Source organism: Luteimicrobium sp. DT211 (genome assembly GCF_049844995.1).
GTDB lineage: Bacteria > Actinomycetota > Actinomycetes > Actinomycetales > Cellulomonadaceae > Luteimicrobium.
This window is the reverse complement of record NZ_JBNCMC010000005.1, coordinates 144,775-158,720: the sequence shown is the minus strand read 5'-3', so window position 1 is coordinate 158,720 and position 13,946 is coordinate 144,775. Positions and strand designations below refer to the sequence as shown.

Annotated in this window: 15 protein-coding genes; 9 read left to right on the top strand and 6 right to left on the bottom strand. The window is 74.7% G+C overall.

The genetic code is table 11. The features are described from left to right. Positions 1-25: 25 nt before the first annotated feature. The 5 genes from ACLQ14_RS14640 (at position 26) to ACLQ14_RS14620 (ending at position 3,411) form a co-directional block, all read left to right on the top strand. Positions 26-577 carry a universal stress protein gene (locus ACLQ14_RS14640; protein ID WP_425814266.1) on the top strand — a complete coding sequence of 184 codons (552 nt, stop codon included), beginning with the start codon at positions 26-28 and terminating at the stop codon, positions 575-577. 107 nt (positions 578-684) lie between these two features. After that, positions 685-1,080 carry a DUF7144 family membrane protein gene (locus ACLQ14_RS14635; RefSeq protein ID WP_425814264.1) on the top strand — a complete coding sequence of 132 codons (396 nt, stop codon included), beginning with the start codon at positions 685-687 and terminating at the stop codon, positions 1,078-1,080. A gap of 2 nt (positions 1,081-1,082) precedes the next feature. Beyond that, positions 1,083-1,766: a hypothetical protein gene (locus ACLQ14_RS14630; protein WP_425814262.1), complete on the top strand. Its 684-nt coding sequence runs from the start codon at positions 1,083-1,085 to the stop codon at positions 1,764-1,766. Continuing rightward, positions 1,763-2,581 carry a mechanosensitive ion channel family protein gene (locus tag ACLQ14_RS14625; RefSeq protein WP_425814260.1) on the top strand — a complete coding sequence of 273 codons (819 nt, stop codon included), beginning with the start codon at positions 1,763-1,765 and terminating at the stop codon, positions 2,579-2,581. The genes ACLQ14_RS14630 and ACLQ14_RS14625 overlap by 4 nt, the downstream gene beginning before the upstream one ends. A gap of 74 nt (positions 2,582-2,655) precedes the next feature. After that, positions 2,656-3,411: a potassium channel family protein gene (locus ACLQ14_RS14620; RefSeq protein WP_425814258.1), complete on the top strand. Its 756-nt coding sequence runs from the start codon at positions 2,656-2,658 to the stop codon at positions 3,409-3,411. 202 nt (positions 3,412-3,613) lie between these two features. Here the strand turns inward: ACLQ14_RS14620 and ACLQ14_RS14615 are convergent, their stop codons facing one another. The 3 genes from ACLQ14_RS14615 to ACLQ14_RS14605 form a co-directional block, all read right to left on the bottom strand. Continuing rightward, positions 3,614-6,298, bottom strand: coding sequence for a LuxR C-terminal-related transcriptional regulator (locus tag ACLQ14_RS14615; protein WP_425814256.1), 2,685 nt, complete (start codon positions 6,296-6,298; stop codon positions 3,614-3,616). An 82-nt stretch (positions 6,299-6,380) separates the two neighbouring features. Then, complete coding sequence (locus ACLQ14_RS14610) at positions 6,381-8,189, bottom strand: SulP family inorganic anion transporter (RefSeq protein ID WP_425814254.1); 1,809 nt, start codon at positions 8,187-8,189, stop codon at positions 6,381-6,383. A gap of 58 nt (positions 8,190-8,247) precedes the next feature. Further along, a complete protein-coding gene (locus ACLQ14_RS14605; RefSeq protein WP_425814252.1) occupies positions 8,248-9,552 on the bottom strand; it encodes an ion channel protein in 1,305 nt (434 codons plus the stop codon). A 130-nt stretch (positions 9,553-9,682) separates the two neighbouring features. Between ACLQ14_RS14605 and ACLQ14_RS14600 the strand changes: the two genes are divergently transcribed. Genes ACLQ14_RS14600 through ACLQ14_RS14590 form a run of 3 tightly spaced genes read left to right on the top strand, consistent with a single transcriptional unit; the run spans position 9,683 to position 10,976 of the window. Beyond that, the gene (locus ACLQ14_RS14600; RefSeq protein ID WP_425814250.1) at positions 9,683-10,102 is read left to right on the top strand and encodes a DUF6325 family protein; all 420 of its coding nucleotides are present in this window, start codon (positions 9,683-9,685) and stop codon (positions 10,100-10,102) included. 41 nt (positions 10,103-10,143) lie between these two features. Beyond that, the gene (locus ACLQ14_RS14595; RefSeq protein ID WP_425814248.1) at positions 10,144-10,485 is read left to right on the top strand and encodes an SHOCT domain-containing protein; all 342 of its coding nucleotides are present in this window, start codon (positions 10,144-10,146) and stop codon (positions 10,483-10,485) included. An 8-nt stretch (positions 10,486-10,493) separates the two neighbouring features. Further along, a complete protein-coding gene (locus ACLQ14_RS14590) occupies positions 10,494-10,976 on the top strand; it encodes a DUF1269 domain-containing protein (protein WP_425814246.1) in 483 nt (160 codons plus the stop codon). A gap of 96 nt (positions 10,977-11,072) precedes the next feature. Here the strand turns inward: ACLQ14_RS14590 and ACLQ14_RS14585 are convergent, their stop codons facing one another. Next, complete coding sequence (locus ACLQ14_RS14585) at positions 11,073-11,996, bottom strand: alpha/beta hydrolase fold domain-containing protein (RefSeq protein WP_425814244.1); 924 nt, start codon at positions 11,994-11,996, stop codon at positions 11,073-11,075. Then, positions 11,993-12,721, bottom strand: a complete 729-nt coding sequence (locus ACLQ14_RS14580; protein WP_425814242.1) for an SDR family oxidoreductase — start codon at positions 12,719-12,721, stop codon at positions 11,993-11,995. The genes ACLQ14_RS14585 and ACLQ14_RS14580 overlap by 4 nt, the downstream gene beginning before the upstream one ends. 72 nt (positions 12,722-12,793) lie before the next feature. Here ACLQ14_RS14580 and ACLQ14_RS14575 point away from each other — a divergent pair, with 72 nt between their 5' ends. Continuing rightward, positions 12,794-13,417 (top strand): TetR/AcrR family transcriptional regulator C-terminal ligand-binding domain-containing protein, encoded by a 624-nt coding sequence (locus tag ACLQ14_RS14575; RefSeq protein ID WP_425814240.1) that lies wholly within the window; start codon positions 12,794-12,796, stop codon positions 13,415-13,417. 18 nt (positions 13,418-13,435) lie between these two features. Here ACLQ14_RS14575 and ACLQ14_RS14570 read toward each other — a convergent pair whose 3' ends face one another. After that, positions 13,436-13,915: a MarR family winged helix-turn-helix transcriptional regulator gene (locus tag ACLQ14_RS14570; protein ID WP_425814238.1), complete on the bottom strand. Its 480-nt coding sequence runs from the start codon at positions 13,913-13,915 to the stop codon at positions 13,436-13,438. Positions 13,916-13,946 lie beyond the last annotated feature (31 nt).

The window sequence follows — 13,946 nt, the reverse complement described above, 5'->3', positions numbered from 1 at the left end:
TGACGACTCAGACGAGGTGGTCCGCGTGGGCAGCACGGCAGTCCCCCAGCCCGGCCTGGAGCGCATGGTCCCGTTCCCCGGGCACCCGCTCGTCGTCGGCGTCGTCCCCGGGCAGGACCCGCTGGTCGTCCGGACAGCCGCGTCCCTCGCCCGCGCGCTGGGCGGCGTCCGGGTCGCGTTCGCATACGTCGACACGTCCCGCTACGTGGTCGAGGAGCGCGCCGACGGCACGGTGCGGCACGCCCCGATCGATCCCGACGGCGTCGACGACGCCTGGGAGGGCGTCGAGGCCGGTCTCCGGGCGGCGCTCGCCGCGCGGCTCCGCGAGGACGCCCTCGACTGGGACCTCCGGTACCTCGCGGGCCGCCCCGACCGCGCGCTGACGCACCTGGCCCGCGCCGTCGACGCGTCCGCGATCGTCGTCGGCACCCGCGCGACGGGCTCCGGTCGCCACCTGCGGGACCTCCTCGAGGACTCCGTCGCCGCCCACCTGTCCCACCACCAGCACCGGCCCGTGATCACCGTGCCGCTCGCCGTCGTCGACTGGAGGGAGATCCGCGCGCCCTGGGGGCGTTGACGTCATCCGCCGCGGATGAGGCGCGAAAGCCCCAGGTCGCGGGACCGTGAGGAGTACGCACGACGACCGCCGGCCATCAACGCGGGCGGCACTTCGAGGGAGGAACCATGGCACAGAGGGTCACCAGCTGGGTCGGCTGGATCTGGTTCGCCGGCATCGTCATGTTCATCGCCGGGATCTGGAACTTCTTCTACGGCCTCGCCGCCGTGCTCGGCCCCGACAAGGGCTACGTCGCAGCGAACGGGAAGCTGCTCATCCTCAACATCAACGGCTGGGGCTGGGCACATCTGATCTTCGGGATCGTGCTCGCGATCGTCGGCCTGGTGGTGCTCAGCGGGCGGGCGTGGGCGCGCATCACCGCGATCATCCTCGTCGCGCTGAACCTCGTCACGCAGTTCATCTGGCTGCCCGTCCAGCCGTGGTGGTCGGTGCTCGTGATCGTCCTCGACTTCTTCGTCCTGTGGGCGCTGATCGTGCACGGCGAAGAGGCCGAGCGGGCCTGACCGTGGCGGAGGAACCCGGGCACCGTCGCGTCTTCCAGGGCTCGGGCGCTGCGTTGGCCGGGTTCCTCTTCGCGGTGCTGTTCGTCTGGGGCCTCGCGCTCCTCGACCACGCCCCCGGCCGCGCCGCGGACGACGCCTCCCTGATCGCGTACTACCAGGGCTCGGGCGGGAGGTCGCTCGTCATCGCGGGGTTCTACCTCGTGCCGTTCGCGGGGCTGAGCTTCCTCTGGTTCATGGCCGCCTCGCGGCACCGGATCAGCCAGCTCGCCGAACGGGAGGACGCGCTGCTGGCCACGGTGCAGCTGGCCTCGGGCATCGTGTTCGTCGCGATGTTCTTCGGCGCTGCGGCGGCCGCGGTCTCGGGCGTGGCCGCCGTCCGGGTGGGCGACTCGTCGGGCCTCGAGGTCGTGAGCGCGACCCGGACGATGTTCACCTACGCGCACGCGATGCTCATGATCTTCGGCTTCCGCATGGCCGGCGTGTTCATCCTGGTGTCGACCACGCGCGCCCTCCGTGCCCAGCTCTTCCCGCGCTGGTTCGCGGTGGTGAGCTACGGGGCGGTCGTCGTCCTGCTGTTCTCCCTCAGCTACGTCCGCTGGACCGTGCTCATCATCCCCGCGTGGGTGGTCGCGGCGTCCGCGATCATCCTGTTCCGGCGGATCGCGGGGCAGAAAGCCATCGCATGAAGATCGGCTCCTGGATCGACTTCGGCGCGATCTCCGGCTGGACGATCGTCTGGCTCGTCGTCGTGGGTGTCGCGACCTGGCTCGCCGCGCGGTACGGCCGCCGCGCCGTCGTGCGCCTCCTCGGGCGGGTGGACGGGCTCAGCGACGACTACGCCGTGACGGCGGCCCGGCTCGCCGGCTACCTCGTGGTGCTCCTGGGGATCGGGACGTGCCTGACCATCCTGGGCGCGAACGTCCAGCCGCTCCTCGTCGTCACCCTCATCGTGGCCCTGGTCGCGTTCCTCGCCCTGCGCGGCGTCGCCGACAACTTCGGCGCCAGCCTCGTCCTCCAGACCCGCAAGCCGGTCCGGCTCGGCGACCTCGTCGACTCGCTCGACCACACCGGCACCGTCGTCGAGCTCAACGGCCGCTCCATGGTGCTCCGGACCTTCGACGGGCGCGTCGTCCACCTCCCCAACGGCAAGGTGCTGTCCGAGCCCCTCGTCAACCACAGCTCGAGGACCGGCAACCGGTCCGAGGTCGAGGTCCGCACGACGGCGCTCGACCACGTCGACGCGCTGCGCGACACCCTCCTCGGCACCGTCCGGCACACCGCAGGCGTCCGGCCCGACCCGCCGCCCGACCTCGTCTGGGTGGCCAGCAGCCCCGAGCGCCTCGTCGGGCGCCTGCGGTTCTGGCACGGCCCGGGCAGCGGGACGTCCGTCGCGTCCGCTGTCGTGCTCGCGGCGTCCGCGGCGCTCCGCGAGGCCGAGCTGGCGGCGAGCCTGTCGGCGCCGCCCCCGCCGCCCGCGCTCTCGCCCCCGCCGGAGCTGTGATGCCCGACGACGTCCCCCCGGCCCCAGCGGTCGGCTCGCCCGTCGCTCCCCCGCGGCGCGGGCCGTGGAGCGCCGTGAGGCGCGCGGTCCGCCGGACCGACGACTTCGTCGTCGTGCTCGTGCTGCTGCTCACCACCTACGTCCTGTACTCGGCGAGCGGCCACGGCGCCGTGCAGGTCGTCGTCACGGCCCTGTACGTCCTGGCGTTCCTGATCGCGTTCCGCGCCTCGGCCCCGAGCCACCGGCAGCGCGTCGCCATGGTCGTGACGCTCGTCGTCGCGGTGGTCGTCGTCGGGGTGGCGTACCTGACCCTGCCTCCCAGCGACGCGGCCGGCATCGGCACCGTGTTCGTCACCGTGATGCTCGTGGTGACCCTCGTGTCGATCCTGGGTCGCGTGCTGCGCCACCCGCACGTGACGCTCCAGTCGATCGCCGGGGCGCTCAGCGCCTACCTGCTCGTCGGGATGACGTTCAGCGCGGTGTTCGCCGTCGTCTCCTGGCTGGGCCCGCACCCGTTCTTCGCGGGCGGCGGCAACGAGAACGTCCGGTCGTTCCAGTACTTCTCGTTCACGACGCTCACGACGACCGGGTACGGCGACCTCGCCCCGGCCAGCCCCGCCGGGCGCAGCCTCGCCAACATCGAGGCGCTGACCGGACAGATCTTCCTCGCGACCCTCGTCGCCGGGCTGGTCGCGTCCTACGGGCTGCAGGCGTGGCGGCGCTCGGGCGGCATGGACGACGTCGAGAGCGACACCGCAGACGCCGACGCCGACGCCGACGCCGCGCCGAATGCGGACGGTCTCGACGACCGGGCACCCCACCGACAGTGACCCCCCGCTCGCCGACGGTGACGCGCGGTTCGTCCGGCGCGATCCGCTCGAGCTCCCTGCAGGGTCCGAGTCGGACGTGCGCCGAGCAAGCGGCTCCGGCGTCGAACAAGCAGCTGATCGGCGCTTGGTCGGCGGAAGAGGTTCTTGCCCGACGACCCGGCCACGGACGCCCCCGTCACGGTCGGCGAACGGAACGTGACCGTCAGGCCCCGGCCAGCAGCCCGCGCTCGAACGCGACGCGGACGGCGTCGCGTCGCCCCGTCACGCCGAGCTTGCGGTAGATCGCCCGCTGGTGCGTCTTGACGGTGTTGACGGACACGAACAGCGCGCGGGCGACGTCGGCGGCGGTCATGGACGAGCGGAGGTACAGGAGGATCTCGCGCTCCCGCTCGGTGAGCTCCCAGTACGCGGCGGTGCGGTGGTCGTCGTGGGCGGACAGCGCGCTGAGCCGCGCCCCGACGAACGCGTCGTGCCGCGTCCCCCACGTCAGGTGCGAGCCCAGCAGCCCGGCGAGCTCGGGACCCAGCTCGCCGAACGGGCGCAGCACCTGCCGCTCCTCAGCGGCGTCGAGCGCGGCCTCCAGGGCCTCGTGCGCGCGCCGGGCGTCGCCGCCGGCGTCGTGCAGGAGCGCCGTCGTGAGCGCGAGCGAGACGGACACCTCGGCGTCCGCCGGATCGGCGGGCACGCCCGCGAGCGAGGACCACGCCTCCTCGCGCAGCCCCGCCCGGCGGTGCACGTCGGCGGCCCACACGCGCGCGAGCGGCAGCCCGGGGCCCGTGCCCGCGCGGCGGAGCAGGTCCGAGCCGGCGCGCGCGTCGCCGGCCTCGACGAGCACGCGGGCCTCGACGACCCGCAGCAGGTCGGCGACCGCCGGCTCACCGGCGAGCAGGTCCGCGCGCGAGGCGACGTCGGCGCGTGCCTGGGCGAGGCCCGCCGCGTCGCCCGCGCCGAGGCAGGCGGCCATGAGCAGCACGGCGGCGCGCAGCCCGACCGCCCGGCCGCGCGTCGTGGTGAGCTCGAGCGTGCGCTGCAGCGCGGCCCGCGCCTCGTCGCCGTCGCCGCGCACCGAGGCGACGAGCCCGAGCACCAGGTGTGCCGGGGCGATGGCGGCGGTGTCGTCCCAGCCGAGCCGGTCCGCGCGCAGGAGCACGTCGCGCGCCTGTCGCGCCGCGCCGTCGAGGTCGCCCGCGCCGAACAGGGGCACCGTGGCCTCCGCGAGGCACGCGAGCTCCGTCGCGACGCAGCCCGCCTCGGCCGCGAGGCGCGCCCCCTCGCCGAGGTGCACGAGGGCCTCCGCGTCGTGCGCGGGGAGCCGCGCCTCCGCGCTCCCGACGACGTAGGACGCGAGCGCCCGCGTCCCGGGCTCGAGGACGTCGGCGGCCGCCAGCAGCGCCTGGGCGCGGTCGAGCACGTCCGTCTCCGGACCGGCGCCGGTCTCGCGCGCGGCATGGAGCGAGACCAGCGGCTCCGCGACGTCGAACGTGGCTCGCCGGTCCGCCGGGAGCCGGTCACGGCGGCTGCGGGCGAGTGCCACGAGCGTGTCGGCGGCGGGGTCGGCGTCGAGCACGCGGCACGCGGCCTCGACGAGGACGACGTCGGCGGCGTCGCGCTCGGGCCCGCCGACGGCGTCGACGAGGCGGCGGAGCGTGCCGGTCTCGCCGGCGACGAACGCGTCCGACCAGCCGGCGAGGAGCAGCCGCGTCGCGAGCTCGGGGTCCTGCGCCAGGGTCGCGTGGCCGACGGCGGCCGCCAGGTCCGAGGGCCCCAGCGCCTCCGCGGCGGCCCGGTGCACCCGAGCGAACCGTGCGGGGTCGGACCGGCGCAGCACCGCCTGGCACTGCGCGGCGAACAGCTCGTGCCAGCGGTACGACGTCGGCGCCCCGGCACGCTCGAACGCCGCGAGGAACAGGCCCGAGCGCACGCACTGCTCGAGCAGCGCAGGGCCGGCGTCGCCGTGCAGGGCCCGCGCGAGCTCGGCGTCGACGCGCTGCACCGCGGTCGCGTCGAGGACGAACGCCGCGACCTCCGGCTCGAGCGTCCCGACGACCTCCTCCAGCAGGTAGTCGGCGAGGGGCGTGGGCACCACGGAGAGCCCGCGGATGCGGGCGGCCGGGTCCGGGGCGTCGCGCAGGGCGAGGCCGGTGAGCCGGACGGCGGCGGGCCAGCCGCCTGTCGCCCGGGCGAGCTCGTGCACCGTGGCGGCGTCGACGTCCAGACCGAGCTCGGCGACGACGAGCTCGACGTGCTCGGGGGCGAGCGCCAGGTCCTCGCGGCGCAGCGCCCCCAGGTCCCCGGACGCGCGGAGGCGCTGGACGGGTAGCGGCGGGTCGTAGCGCGCGGCGACGACGAGGTGCACGCCGTCCGGTGCGTAGCGGGCGAGGCTGGCCAGGAGGTCCCGCGCACCGGGCGCGTGGAGCACGTGGACGTCGTCGAGCACGAGGACGAGGGGCCGGCCCGCCTCCTCCAGCGCGACGAGGAGCGCGTCGACGTGGGACTGGCGCAGACGTGCCCCTGCGCCGGGACCGCGCACACGGCGGAGGGCGGTCAGTGCGGACGACGGGTCGTCGTCGCCCTCGTGAACGTCGAGGTCGTGCAGGTCGGGGCCGCGGCCCAGCGCGGCGCGCACCGACGCGAGCAGTCCGCGGAACAGCCGCCCGGGGTCGTCGTCGAACGCGTCGAGCGACAGCCACGCGACCGGACGGGCCTCCTTCTCGGCCCACTGCGCGAGCGCGGTCGTCTTGCCGTAGCCAGCGGGAGCGGACACCACGACCACCCGGTGGGCGCGCGTCAGCTCGTCCAGTCGTTGCCGCAGCGCCGGTCGGTCGACGGTCCGCGCCATCGCGTGCGGGACCGTGATCTTGACGCTGGGGTGCCCTGCCCCTGTCATGCGCTGACCGTATCGAGACCTCGCCGGACGCGCGCGGGGAACGGCACGCACCAGGTCCGACGTCGCGCCGTCGCCTGCGACGTCAGGCCCCGGTGCCCGCCGGCCCCCGTTCGTCCCGGCCGCCGTCGGCGGCGTCGCGCGTCTCGGTCGCCGGGAGGCTCGCGACCGCGTCCTCGACGTCCCGGTAGAGCTGCGGCTGGCTGTGCTCGTCGAGCGCGGCCCGGAGCTCGTCGCGGACCTGCCCGACGTCGCGGGCCACGACGAGCCGGGCGCCCGTCCGCGCCAGGTCGGTCTTCAGCGTCGACAGCATCTCGGCCGCGTCGACGTCGACGAACGGCACCGTCTCGGCGTCCACGACGACGAGCCGCGGGTTCTGCTGGGCGGCGAGCGCACGCACCGCCGACCGGACGCGTTCGGCGTTCGCGAAGAACAGGCCTGCCTCCGGCCGCACGACGAGGACCCCGTCGACGGCGTGCGCCGGCCGGGCCAGGCGCCCGGCCCGCTCGCCGTCCACCCAGGCGCCGGTGTCGTCGCGGACGAGCACCGCGACCCGGGCGTGCGACCCCCGGACGAGCAGGAGCAGCAGCGAGAGGATGACACCGATCACCAGCCCCGGCAGCGTGTCGAAGAGCAGCACACCCAGCGCGGCAGCGAGCGCCGCGTAGAAGTCGTAGCGGGCCGCGGTCCCGTAGAGCGCCCGGACGGACGGGGTGGCGAGGCTCCACAGCCGGCGCAGCGCTGCGATGTCGACGAGCTCGATCACGGCGGCGATCACGACGGCGGCGAGCGTGGCCTCGGGCAGCGACTCGAAGAGTGCCGTGAGGAACAGGAGCGTGAAGAGTGTGAGCACCGCGGCGGTGAGCCCCGAGACCTGGGTCTTGGCGCCGGCCCCGCCGTTCACCGCGGTCTTGGACAGCGACCCGTTGACGACCATGCCGGACGCGAGCCCGGAGCCGAGGTTCGCGGCGCCCATGCCGATGAGCTCGCGGTTGGGGTCGATGTCGTAGCCGGCCCGGGTGGCGTACGTCTTGGCGGCGCCCAGAGCCTCGGCGAAGCCGACGAGCATGGTGCCGAGGCACGGGCCGACGAGGTCCTTGTACTGCGTCCAGGTCGCGTCCGGCAGCCCGACGTCGGGGAGGCCGGCATCGATGTGCCCGACGATGTCGACGCCGTGGTCGTCGAGGTGGAAGACCTTGACCGCGAGGATCCCGAGGATGACGACGACGAGCGAGCCCGGGATCTTCGGCGCGACGCGCCGCAGCACGAGGATGATCGCGAGGCAGCCCGCGCACAGCGCGGCGGTCGCCCACTTGATGTCTCCGAGCTCGGTGAGGATGTGCCAGAGCTTCTCGAAGAAGTTCCCCTCGCCCTTCTCGACGCCCAGGCCGGCGGGGACCTGGCCGATGATGATGGTCAGCGCGAGGCCGATGATGAAGCCCTTGAGCACGGGCTCGGAGATGAACGAGGCGAGGAAGCCCAGCCGCACCACGCCCGCGACCAGGCACAGGACGCCGGTCACGAGGGCGACGACCGTCGTCAGCGTGAGGAAGAGGGGGTCGTCGCCCTTCGCGAACGCGCCGACGATGCTCGCCGACAGGGCGGCTGTGGCCGACATGGGCCCGACGACCAGGTGCCGCGAGCTCCCGAACGCCGCGTAGAGGATCAGCGACGGCACCGCCGAGTAGAGGCCGACGACGGGCGAGACGCCCGCGATGGTCGCGTAGGCGAGCGACTCGGGGACGAGGACGGCCCAGACCGTGAGCCCGGCGATCACGTCGCCGCGGAGCCAGGCTCGGCGGTAGCCCTGCAGCGAGGTGAACACCGGCCAGGTGCGGGCAGCGGCCGGCGGGGACGGTGGGACAGCGCTGGGCTGCGAGGCGGTCGCGGTCACTCCCCCACCTTCGCGTCCGGCCGGGACGGACGGATCACCCGCCGGGGATGACCCGGCCTCAGGCGGTCGCGCCCGCCTGGGGGCCGAGCGCGCCGAACTCCGCGCGTCCGACGGCGGCGGTCGCCCGCAGCGGCGGCATCGCCCGGACCGCGAGCCAGAGCGGGGCGACGGCGATGCAGAGCAGCGGCAGGAGCCGGATGTCGCCGGCGACGGCGGTCGCCATGAACAGCGCCAGCCATCCGTCGCGCGTCACCACCAGCACGGAGCCCAGCACGCCCGCGGAGACCGCGACCGCGGGCGGGACGGCGGGGACGAGCGCGGTCGCGGAGAGCCCGAACGCGACGCCGACGAACACGGCGGGGAAGATCCGGCCGCCACGGAACCCCGCGGCGGCGGCGACCAGGAGAGCGCCGAGCTTCACGATCCCGACGACGGCGAGCCCCAGCCACGTGTACGTGTCGGCCTGCTGGGCGAGCTCCTTCATCTGGGAGAGGCCCTTGAAGAGCGTGACCGGGCCGCCGATCAGGCCGAGGAGTCCCAGGACCAGCCCCGCGGCGCCGAGCGCGACCACCGGGCTCCGGATCGCGTGGAAGGCGCGGTGGACCGGCGCGAGCAGGAGGACCGCGGACAGGCAGAGCAGCGCGGTGGCCACGGCGACGACCGCCCCGGAGAGCACGTCGCCGAGCGCGGGTCCCGGGTACGCGGGCAGCTGGACCGCGAACGTCGGCGCCCCGAGCACGTCCATCGTGACCGCACCCGCCCCGGCGGCGACGAGCGGGCCGAACAGCCGGTCGAAGAGCGCGCCGCCCTGCACGCCGCGCTCGGCGAAGGTCTCGGTGAGGACGAGCGCCGCAGCGACGGGCGTCGCGAACAGGGCGCCGACCGTGCCCGCGGCCGCCAGGGCGACCGCCATCGGGACGGGCACGCCCAGCCGGGGCCGGCACAGGAACCAGGCCGCGAGCGCCACGTTGATCGCGATGATCGGGTTCTCGGGCCCCAGGCTGACCCCGCCGGCCAGTCCGAGCACGAGCGCGACCGCGAGGCCGGGCAGCACCCGCAGCCCGAGGGGCGGGGCGATCAGCTCGGCGGTCGCCGGGTCGATCCCGGCGTGCCCCGGCATCCAGCGGACGGTGGCGCCGACGAGGACCCCCGTCACCGTGAGGACGAGCACCGTCCACCAGGTGTCCGTCGTGCGGATCCCCCACGCCTCGGGGAGGTCGTCCCAGACGAGGTGCTCGAGGTCCGTGGCCAGCCCGGAGAGCGCGAAGAGCAGGAGGGCGCTGACGACGCCGACGACCAGCGCGGGAACGGCCAGCCGCAGCAGGGTCCTCGTGGTGACGAGCGGGCGTGCGCCGTCTGACACACCGTCAGCGAACCACGGGCGGCGGCGCGGACGGATCACCCTCCGGGGATGAGCCGGTCGCGCGCCGCGCGGGCGAGGGTGGACGGGTGGGGCGCCGCGCGGCGTCCCGGCCTTCGACGAGAGGAACGCGATGAGCGACACCATCTACGGCCCGGCGGACTTCTACGCGATCAGCCTGCCGAACGGCGACGTCGACGACGTCGTGCGGGAGGCCGTCGCCGACCTCCTCGGCAGCGACGCGATCACGGTCGTGGACCTGCTCGTCGTCCGCAAGGGCGAGGACGGCACCGTCGACGCGGGCGAGCTCGCGGAGGGCGTGATCCCCGGCGTCGACGAGCTCGGCGACACGGGGGCCGACCTCGCGACCGAGGAGGACGTCGAGGCGGTCGCCGACCTGCTCGAGCCGGGCGGCGCCGCGCTCGTCGCGGTCATCGAGCACACCTGGGCCCGGAGCCTCGTCGAGGCCCTCGGGAAGGTGGGCGCCGAGGTCGTGATCGCTGAGCGCATCCCCGCCGAGGTCGTCAACGCGAGCGCCGACGCGCTCGACTGACGCCCCACCCCGCAGCCCGTTCGACACGAAGGAGCACCACCGTGATCAGGAGAGCAAGGATCGGACGCCCGGGTCTCATCGGGACCGCCGCCCGCACGGCTGTCATCGCCGGGACCGCGACCGCGACCACCGGCGCGATGGCGCGGCACCAGCAGCGCCGCTCGTACGAGCAGCAGCAGGAGTACGCCGCCCAGCAGACGGCACCCCAGCCCGTCTACGCGGAGCCCGTCCAGGCGGCACCGGTGCCCGCCCAGGTCGAGGCCGCGCCCGCCGGGGGCGGCGACGACCTGTACGCGCAGCTCCAGCAGCTCGGCCAGCTGCACGCCCAGGGCATCCTGAGCGACGAGGAGTTCGCCCAGGCCAAGTCGAAGATCCTGGGCTGAGGCGCGGGATGACGACCTTCACCGTCTGGAAGTACGACGACGCCGCCCGGGCCGACGAGGCGGAGGGCATCCTGCGCCAGGCCGGGCGCGAGGGCCTGGTCGAGATCCACGACACGGCCGTCGTGTCGTGGCCGGAGGGCGACGCCCGCCCGACGACGCACCACGGCCACGAGGACACCAAGAAGGGCACGGGCTGGGGCGCGCTCTGGGGGTTCGTGTTCGGGCTGCTGTTCTTCGTTCCGTTCATCGGCGCGGCGGCGGGCGCGGCGATCGGCGGCGCGAGCAAGGCCCTGAACGGCCTCGGGATCAAGGAGTCGGACCTCGACCAGCTCCGCGCGCAGATCACCCAGGGCACCTCCGCGCTGTTCGCGGTCACCGAGGGCGCGAACCTCGATCGGCTGGGCGAGCGCGTCCACGGGCTGGGCGGGCACCTCGTCCTCACCAACCTCACGGACGCCGAGAAGAAGAACCTGCTCGAGGTCGTGGACTGACCTCACCCGCAGGGCGGAGAGAGCGAGACGGCCGAGATACCGAAGCTGGATCGGTGTCTCGGCCGTCTCCGCTCCCCTGACGGGACGCGTGAGCACTCAGGCAGCCTCGGCGACCGTGGCGACGGCCGCCGTCTCCAGCTGGTCGTCCACGAACCTCGCAGCAGACGCCAGCGCGCGCTGACCCTCGTCGAGCACGGCCGCGAACCCCTGGAAGACGTGCGGGACGTGGGGCGTGACCTCGAGCGTCACCGCGACCTCGGCGGCCGCAGCGGCGGCCACGACCCGTACGGCGTCGTCCAGGAGGATCTCGTCGGACCCGACCTGGACGAGGAGGCTCGGGAGCCCGTCGAACCGGCCACGGACCGGGCTGAGCCCCGGCGCCGCCGGATCGGCCGGACCGGCGTAGTCCACGGCGCGACGCCGGAGCGCCGCCCCCGTCAGCGCGGGGTCGAGGTCCGCGCGCTCCACGACCGACGCCCCGGAGAGCGTCAGGTCGGCCCACGGGGAGAGCAGGACGGCTGCGGCAGGCAGCGGGAGCCCTTGGTCTCGAGCAGCCATGAGCAGAGCGAGCCCGAGCCCGCCCCCGGCCGACTCACCGACCACGACCACCTCCTCGGCCCCCGTCCCGTCGGCGAGCAGCGCGCGGTACGTGGCGAGCGCATCGTCGAGCGCCGCCGGGTACGGGTGCTCGGGCGCGAGCCGGTACTCGACGCTGAGCGCCCGCCGGCCGGTGCGCACCGCGAGCTCGGCCGCCAGCCCGGCGCCTCCACGGGCCGAGCCCAGGGCGTAGGCGCCGCCGTGGAGGTAGAGCAGGACCCCGGTCGCCGCCGGCGTGGCGGGAGCGACCTCGACGACCGGCACCCCGCCGAGCGTCCCGGTCGCCTCGGTGATCCCGGCAGGCAGCGGGTGCGACGTCATGAGCGCCTCGAGGAGCGGACGCTGCTCGGCGAGGTCACCACCCAGGTCGAGCGGCCCGCTCCGCAGGAGGTGCTCGACCTCGCGCGCCTGCTCGCGGCTCATGCCGCTCCGCCGTTCGCGAAGATCGTCTGGCCGTTGATCCAGCGCGCCGGCCCGACGAGCGCCGCGACCACCTCGGCGACGTCGTCCGGGGTACCGAGGCGCCCGGCCGGGTTGAGACCCGCGATCCGGTCCATCAGCTCCTGGGGCTTGCCCTCACGGAAGAGCGGGGTGTCGGTGGGCCCGGGCGCGACGGCGTTGACGGTGACGTCGCGGCCGGCGAGCTCGCGGGCGAGGATCAGCGGAAGCGCCTCGACCGCCCCCTTCGACATCGCGTAGGCGCCGTAGGCGGGGGTCTGTAGCCGCGTGATCGACGTCGAGAAGAGCACGATGCCCCCGCCCCTGCGGACGCGGCGCGCGGCCTCACGGGCGACGAGGAACGTGCCGCGCACGTTCGCCCGCAGGACGCGGTCGAAGGTCTCGAGGTCGGTCTCGGCGACCCGTGCGAGCGGCATGATCCCCGCCGTGTGGACGACGGCGTCGACTCCCCCGAGCTCGGCCTCGACGGTGTCGAAGAGGGCGAGCGTCGACGCCTCGTCGCCGAGGTCGGCGCGGACGGTGACGGCCTGGCGGCCCCGGCCACGGACCTCGGCCGCCACATCCTCGGCCCGGTCGGCGTTGCCGAGGTAGTGCACGGCGACGTCGAGGCCGTCGTCGGCCAACCTCCCGGCGACCGCCCGCCCGATGCCGCCGGACCCACCTGTCACGAGTGCCACACGGTTGGTCATGGTGCCTCCTCCGTTGCTCCGACCCGCCTCAATATGGACGGGTCGTTCAGATAGAGATGACCGTACGCAATAATGGACGACGTGTCCACTTCTGGAGAGAACGCGTCCACCCCCCGCCGACGCCGCGGCCGACGCCCCGCCGGCGAGGTGCGCGCCGAGGTCCTCGCCGCGGCAGCCGACCTTCTGTTCGACGACGGCATGGCCGCCGTGACGTTCGAACGCGTCTCGACCACGTCGGGGGCGAGCAAGACCACGCTCTACAAGTGGTGGCCGAGCCCGGGCGCGCTCGCAGCCGAGGCCTACTTCGACCGGGTCGAGGAGGCGCTCGAGTTCCCGGACACGGGCGACGTCGAGGCCGACCTCCGTAGCCAGCTCATGGCCTTCACCCACCTCATGACCGATGACCGCGCCGGCCAGGTCGTGCGCGAGCTCATCGGCGCGGCCCAGTCAGACCCCGTGCTCCGTGCCGCGTTCGCCACCTCGTACGGCCGACCGCGACGCGACGAGGCGGTGCGCGTGCTCGCGCGGGCGCGCGAGCGCGGGCAGCTCCGCGAGGACGCGCCCCTGGACGTGCTCGTCGACCAGCTCTGGGGCGCCTGCTACCACCGGCTCCTCGTGCTCGACGAGGCGCTGGACGCCGACCTCGTCGACCGGCTGATCAGCAACGCGCTCCACGGCGCAGCACCCGCCCGCTGACACCGTTCGCGGCCGCGGTCAGCCCGGCTCGCCGCTGCCCCGCGCCAGCCAGCCGGGCGTGTCCAGGCGGATCCGCGCGTCTCCGACCAGCGCGGCGAGGTGCTTCTCGAGGGTCTCGAGCTCCGCGCGCCCGATCTGCCGGGCCCACTGCCGGCGCAGGTCGTCGAAGACAGCCTCGCCCTCCCGGAGCACCTCGGAGCCGAGCGGGGTCACCCGCAGGTGCTTGCGGCGGGCGTCGCCCGGGTCGGGCTCGCGCGTGACGTACCCGCGCTCCTGCAGCACCGCGACCGTCTTGGCCGCCGCCTGCTTGGAGACCGACAGGCGGCGCCCCAGCTCGGACGTCGAGTCGGCGCCGGACACGATCGCCCGCATCGCGAAGTCGTGCACCGACCGCACGTCGTCGTAGCCGCGCGCGGCGAGCTCGTCGTGCGCGGCGTCGACGAGCGAGCGGAAGCCGCCGAGGAGGAGGAGCGCGAGGTCGGCGCCGGAGCGAGACATGGCCGCAGGGTACGACAGGGCCGGGAGAGCG

Bases quoted from the DNA above. Each gene is read 5' to 3' on its own strand.
- ACLQ14_RS14570 (WP_425814238.1), bottom strand. From the start codon at position 13,915: ATGTCTCGCTCCGGCGCCGACCTCGCGCTCCTCCTCCTCGGCGGCTTC.
- ACLQ14_RS14585 (WP_425814244.1), bottom strand. From the start codon at position 11,996: ATGAGCCGCGAGCAGGCGCGCGAGGTCGAGCACCTCCTGCGGAGCGGG.
- ACLQ14_RS14580 (WP_425814242.1), bottom strand. From the start codon at position 12,721: ATGACCAACCGTGTGGCACTCGTGACAGGTGGGTCCGGCGGCATCGGG.
- ACLQ14_RS14575 (WP_425814240.1), top strand. From the start codon at position 12,794: ATGGACGACGTGTCCACTTCTGGAGAGAACGCGTCCACCCCCCGCCGA.
- ACLQ14_RS14625 (WP_425814260.1), top strand. From the start codon at position 1,763: ATGAAGATCGGCTCCTGGATCGACTTCGGCGCGATCTCCGGCTGGACG.
- ACLQ14_RS14635 (WP_425814264.1), top strand. From the start codon at position 685: ATGGCACAGAGGGTCACCAGCTGGGTCGGCTGGATCTGGTTCGCCGGC.
- ACLQ14_RS14615 (WP_425814256.1), bottom strand. From the start codon at position 6,298: ATGACAGGGGCAGGGCACCCCAGCGTCAAGATCACGGTCCCGCACGCG.
- ACLQ14_RS14600 (WP_425814250.1), top strand. From the start codon at position 9,683: ATGAGCGACACCATCTACGGCCCGGCGGACTTCTACGCGATCAGCCTG.
- ACLQ14_RS14590 (WP_425814246.1), top strand. From the start codon at position 10,494: ATGACGACCTTCACCGTCTGGAAGTACGACGACGCCGCCCGGGCCGAC.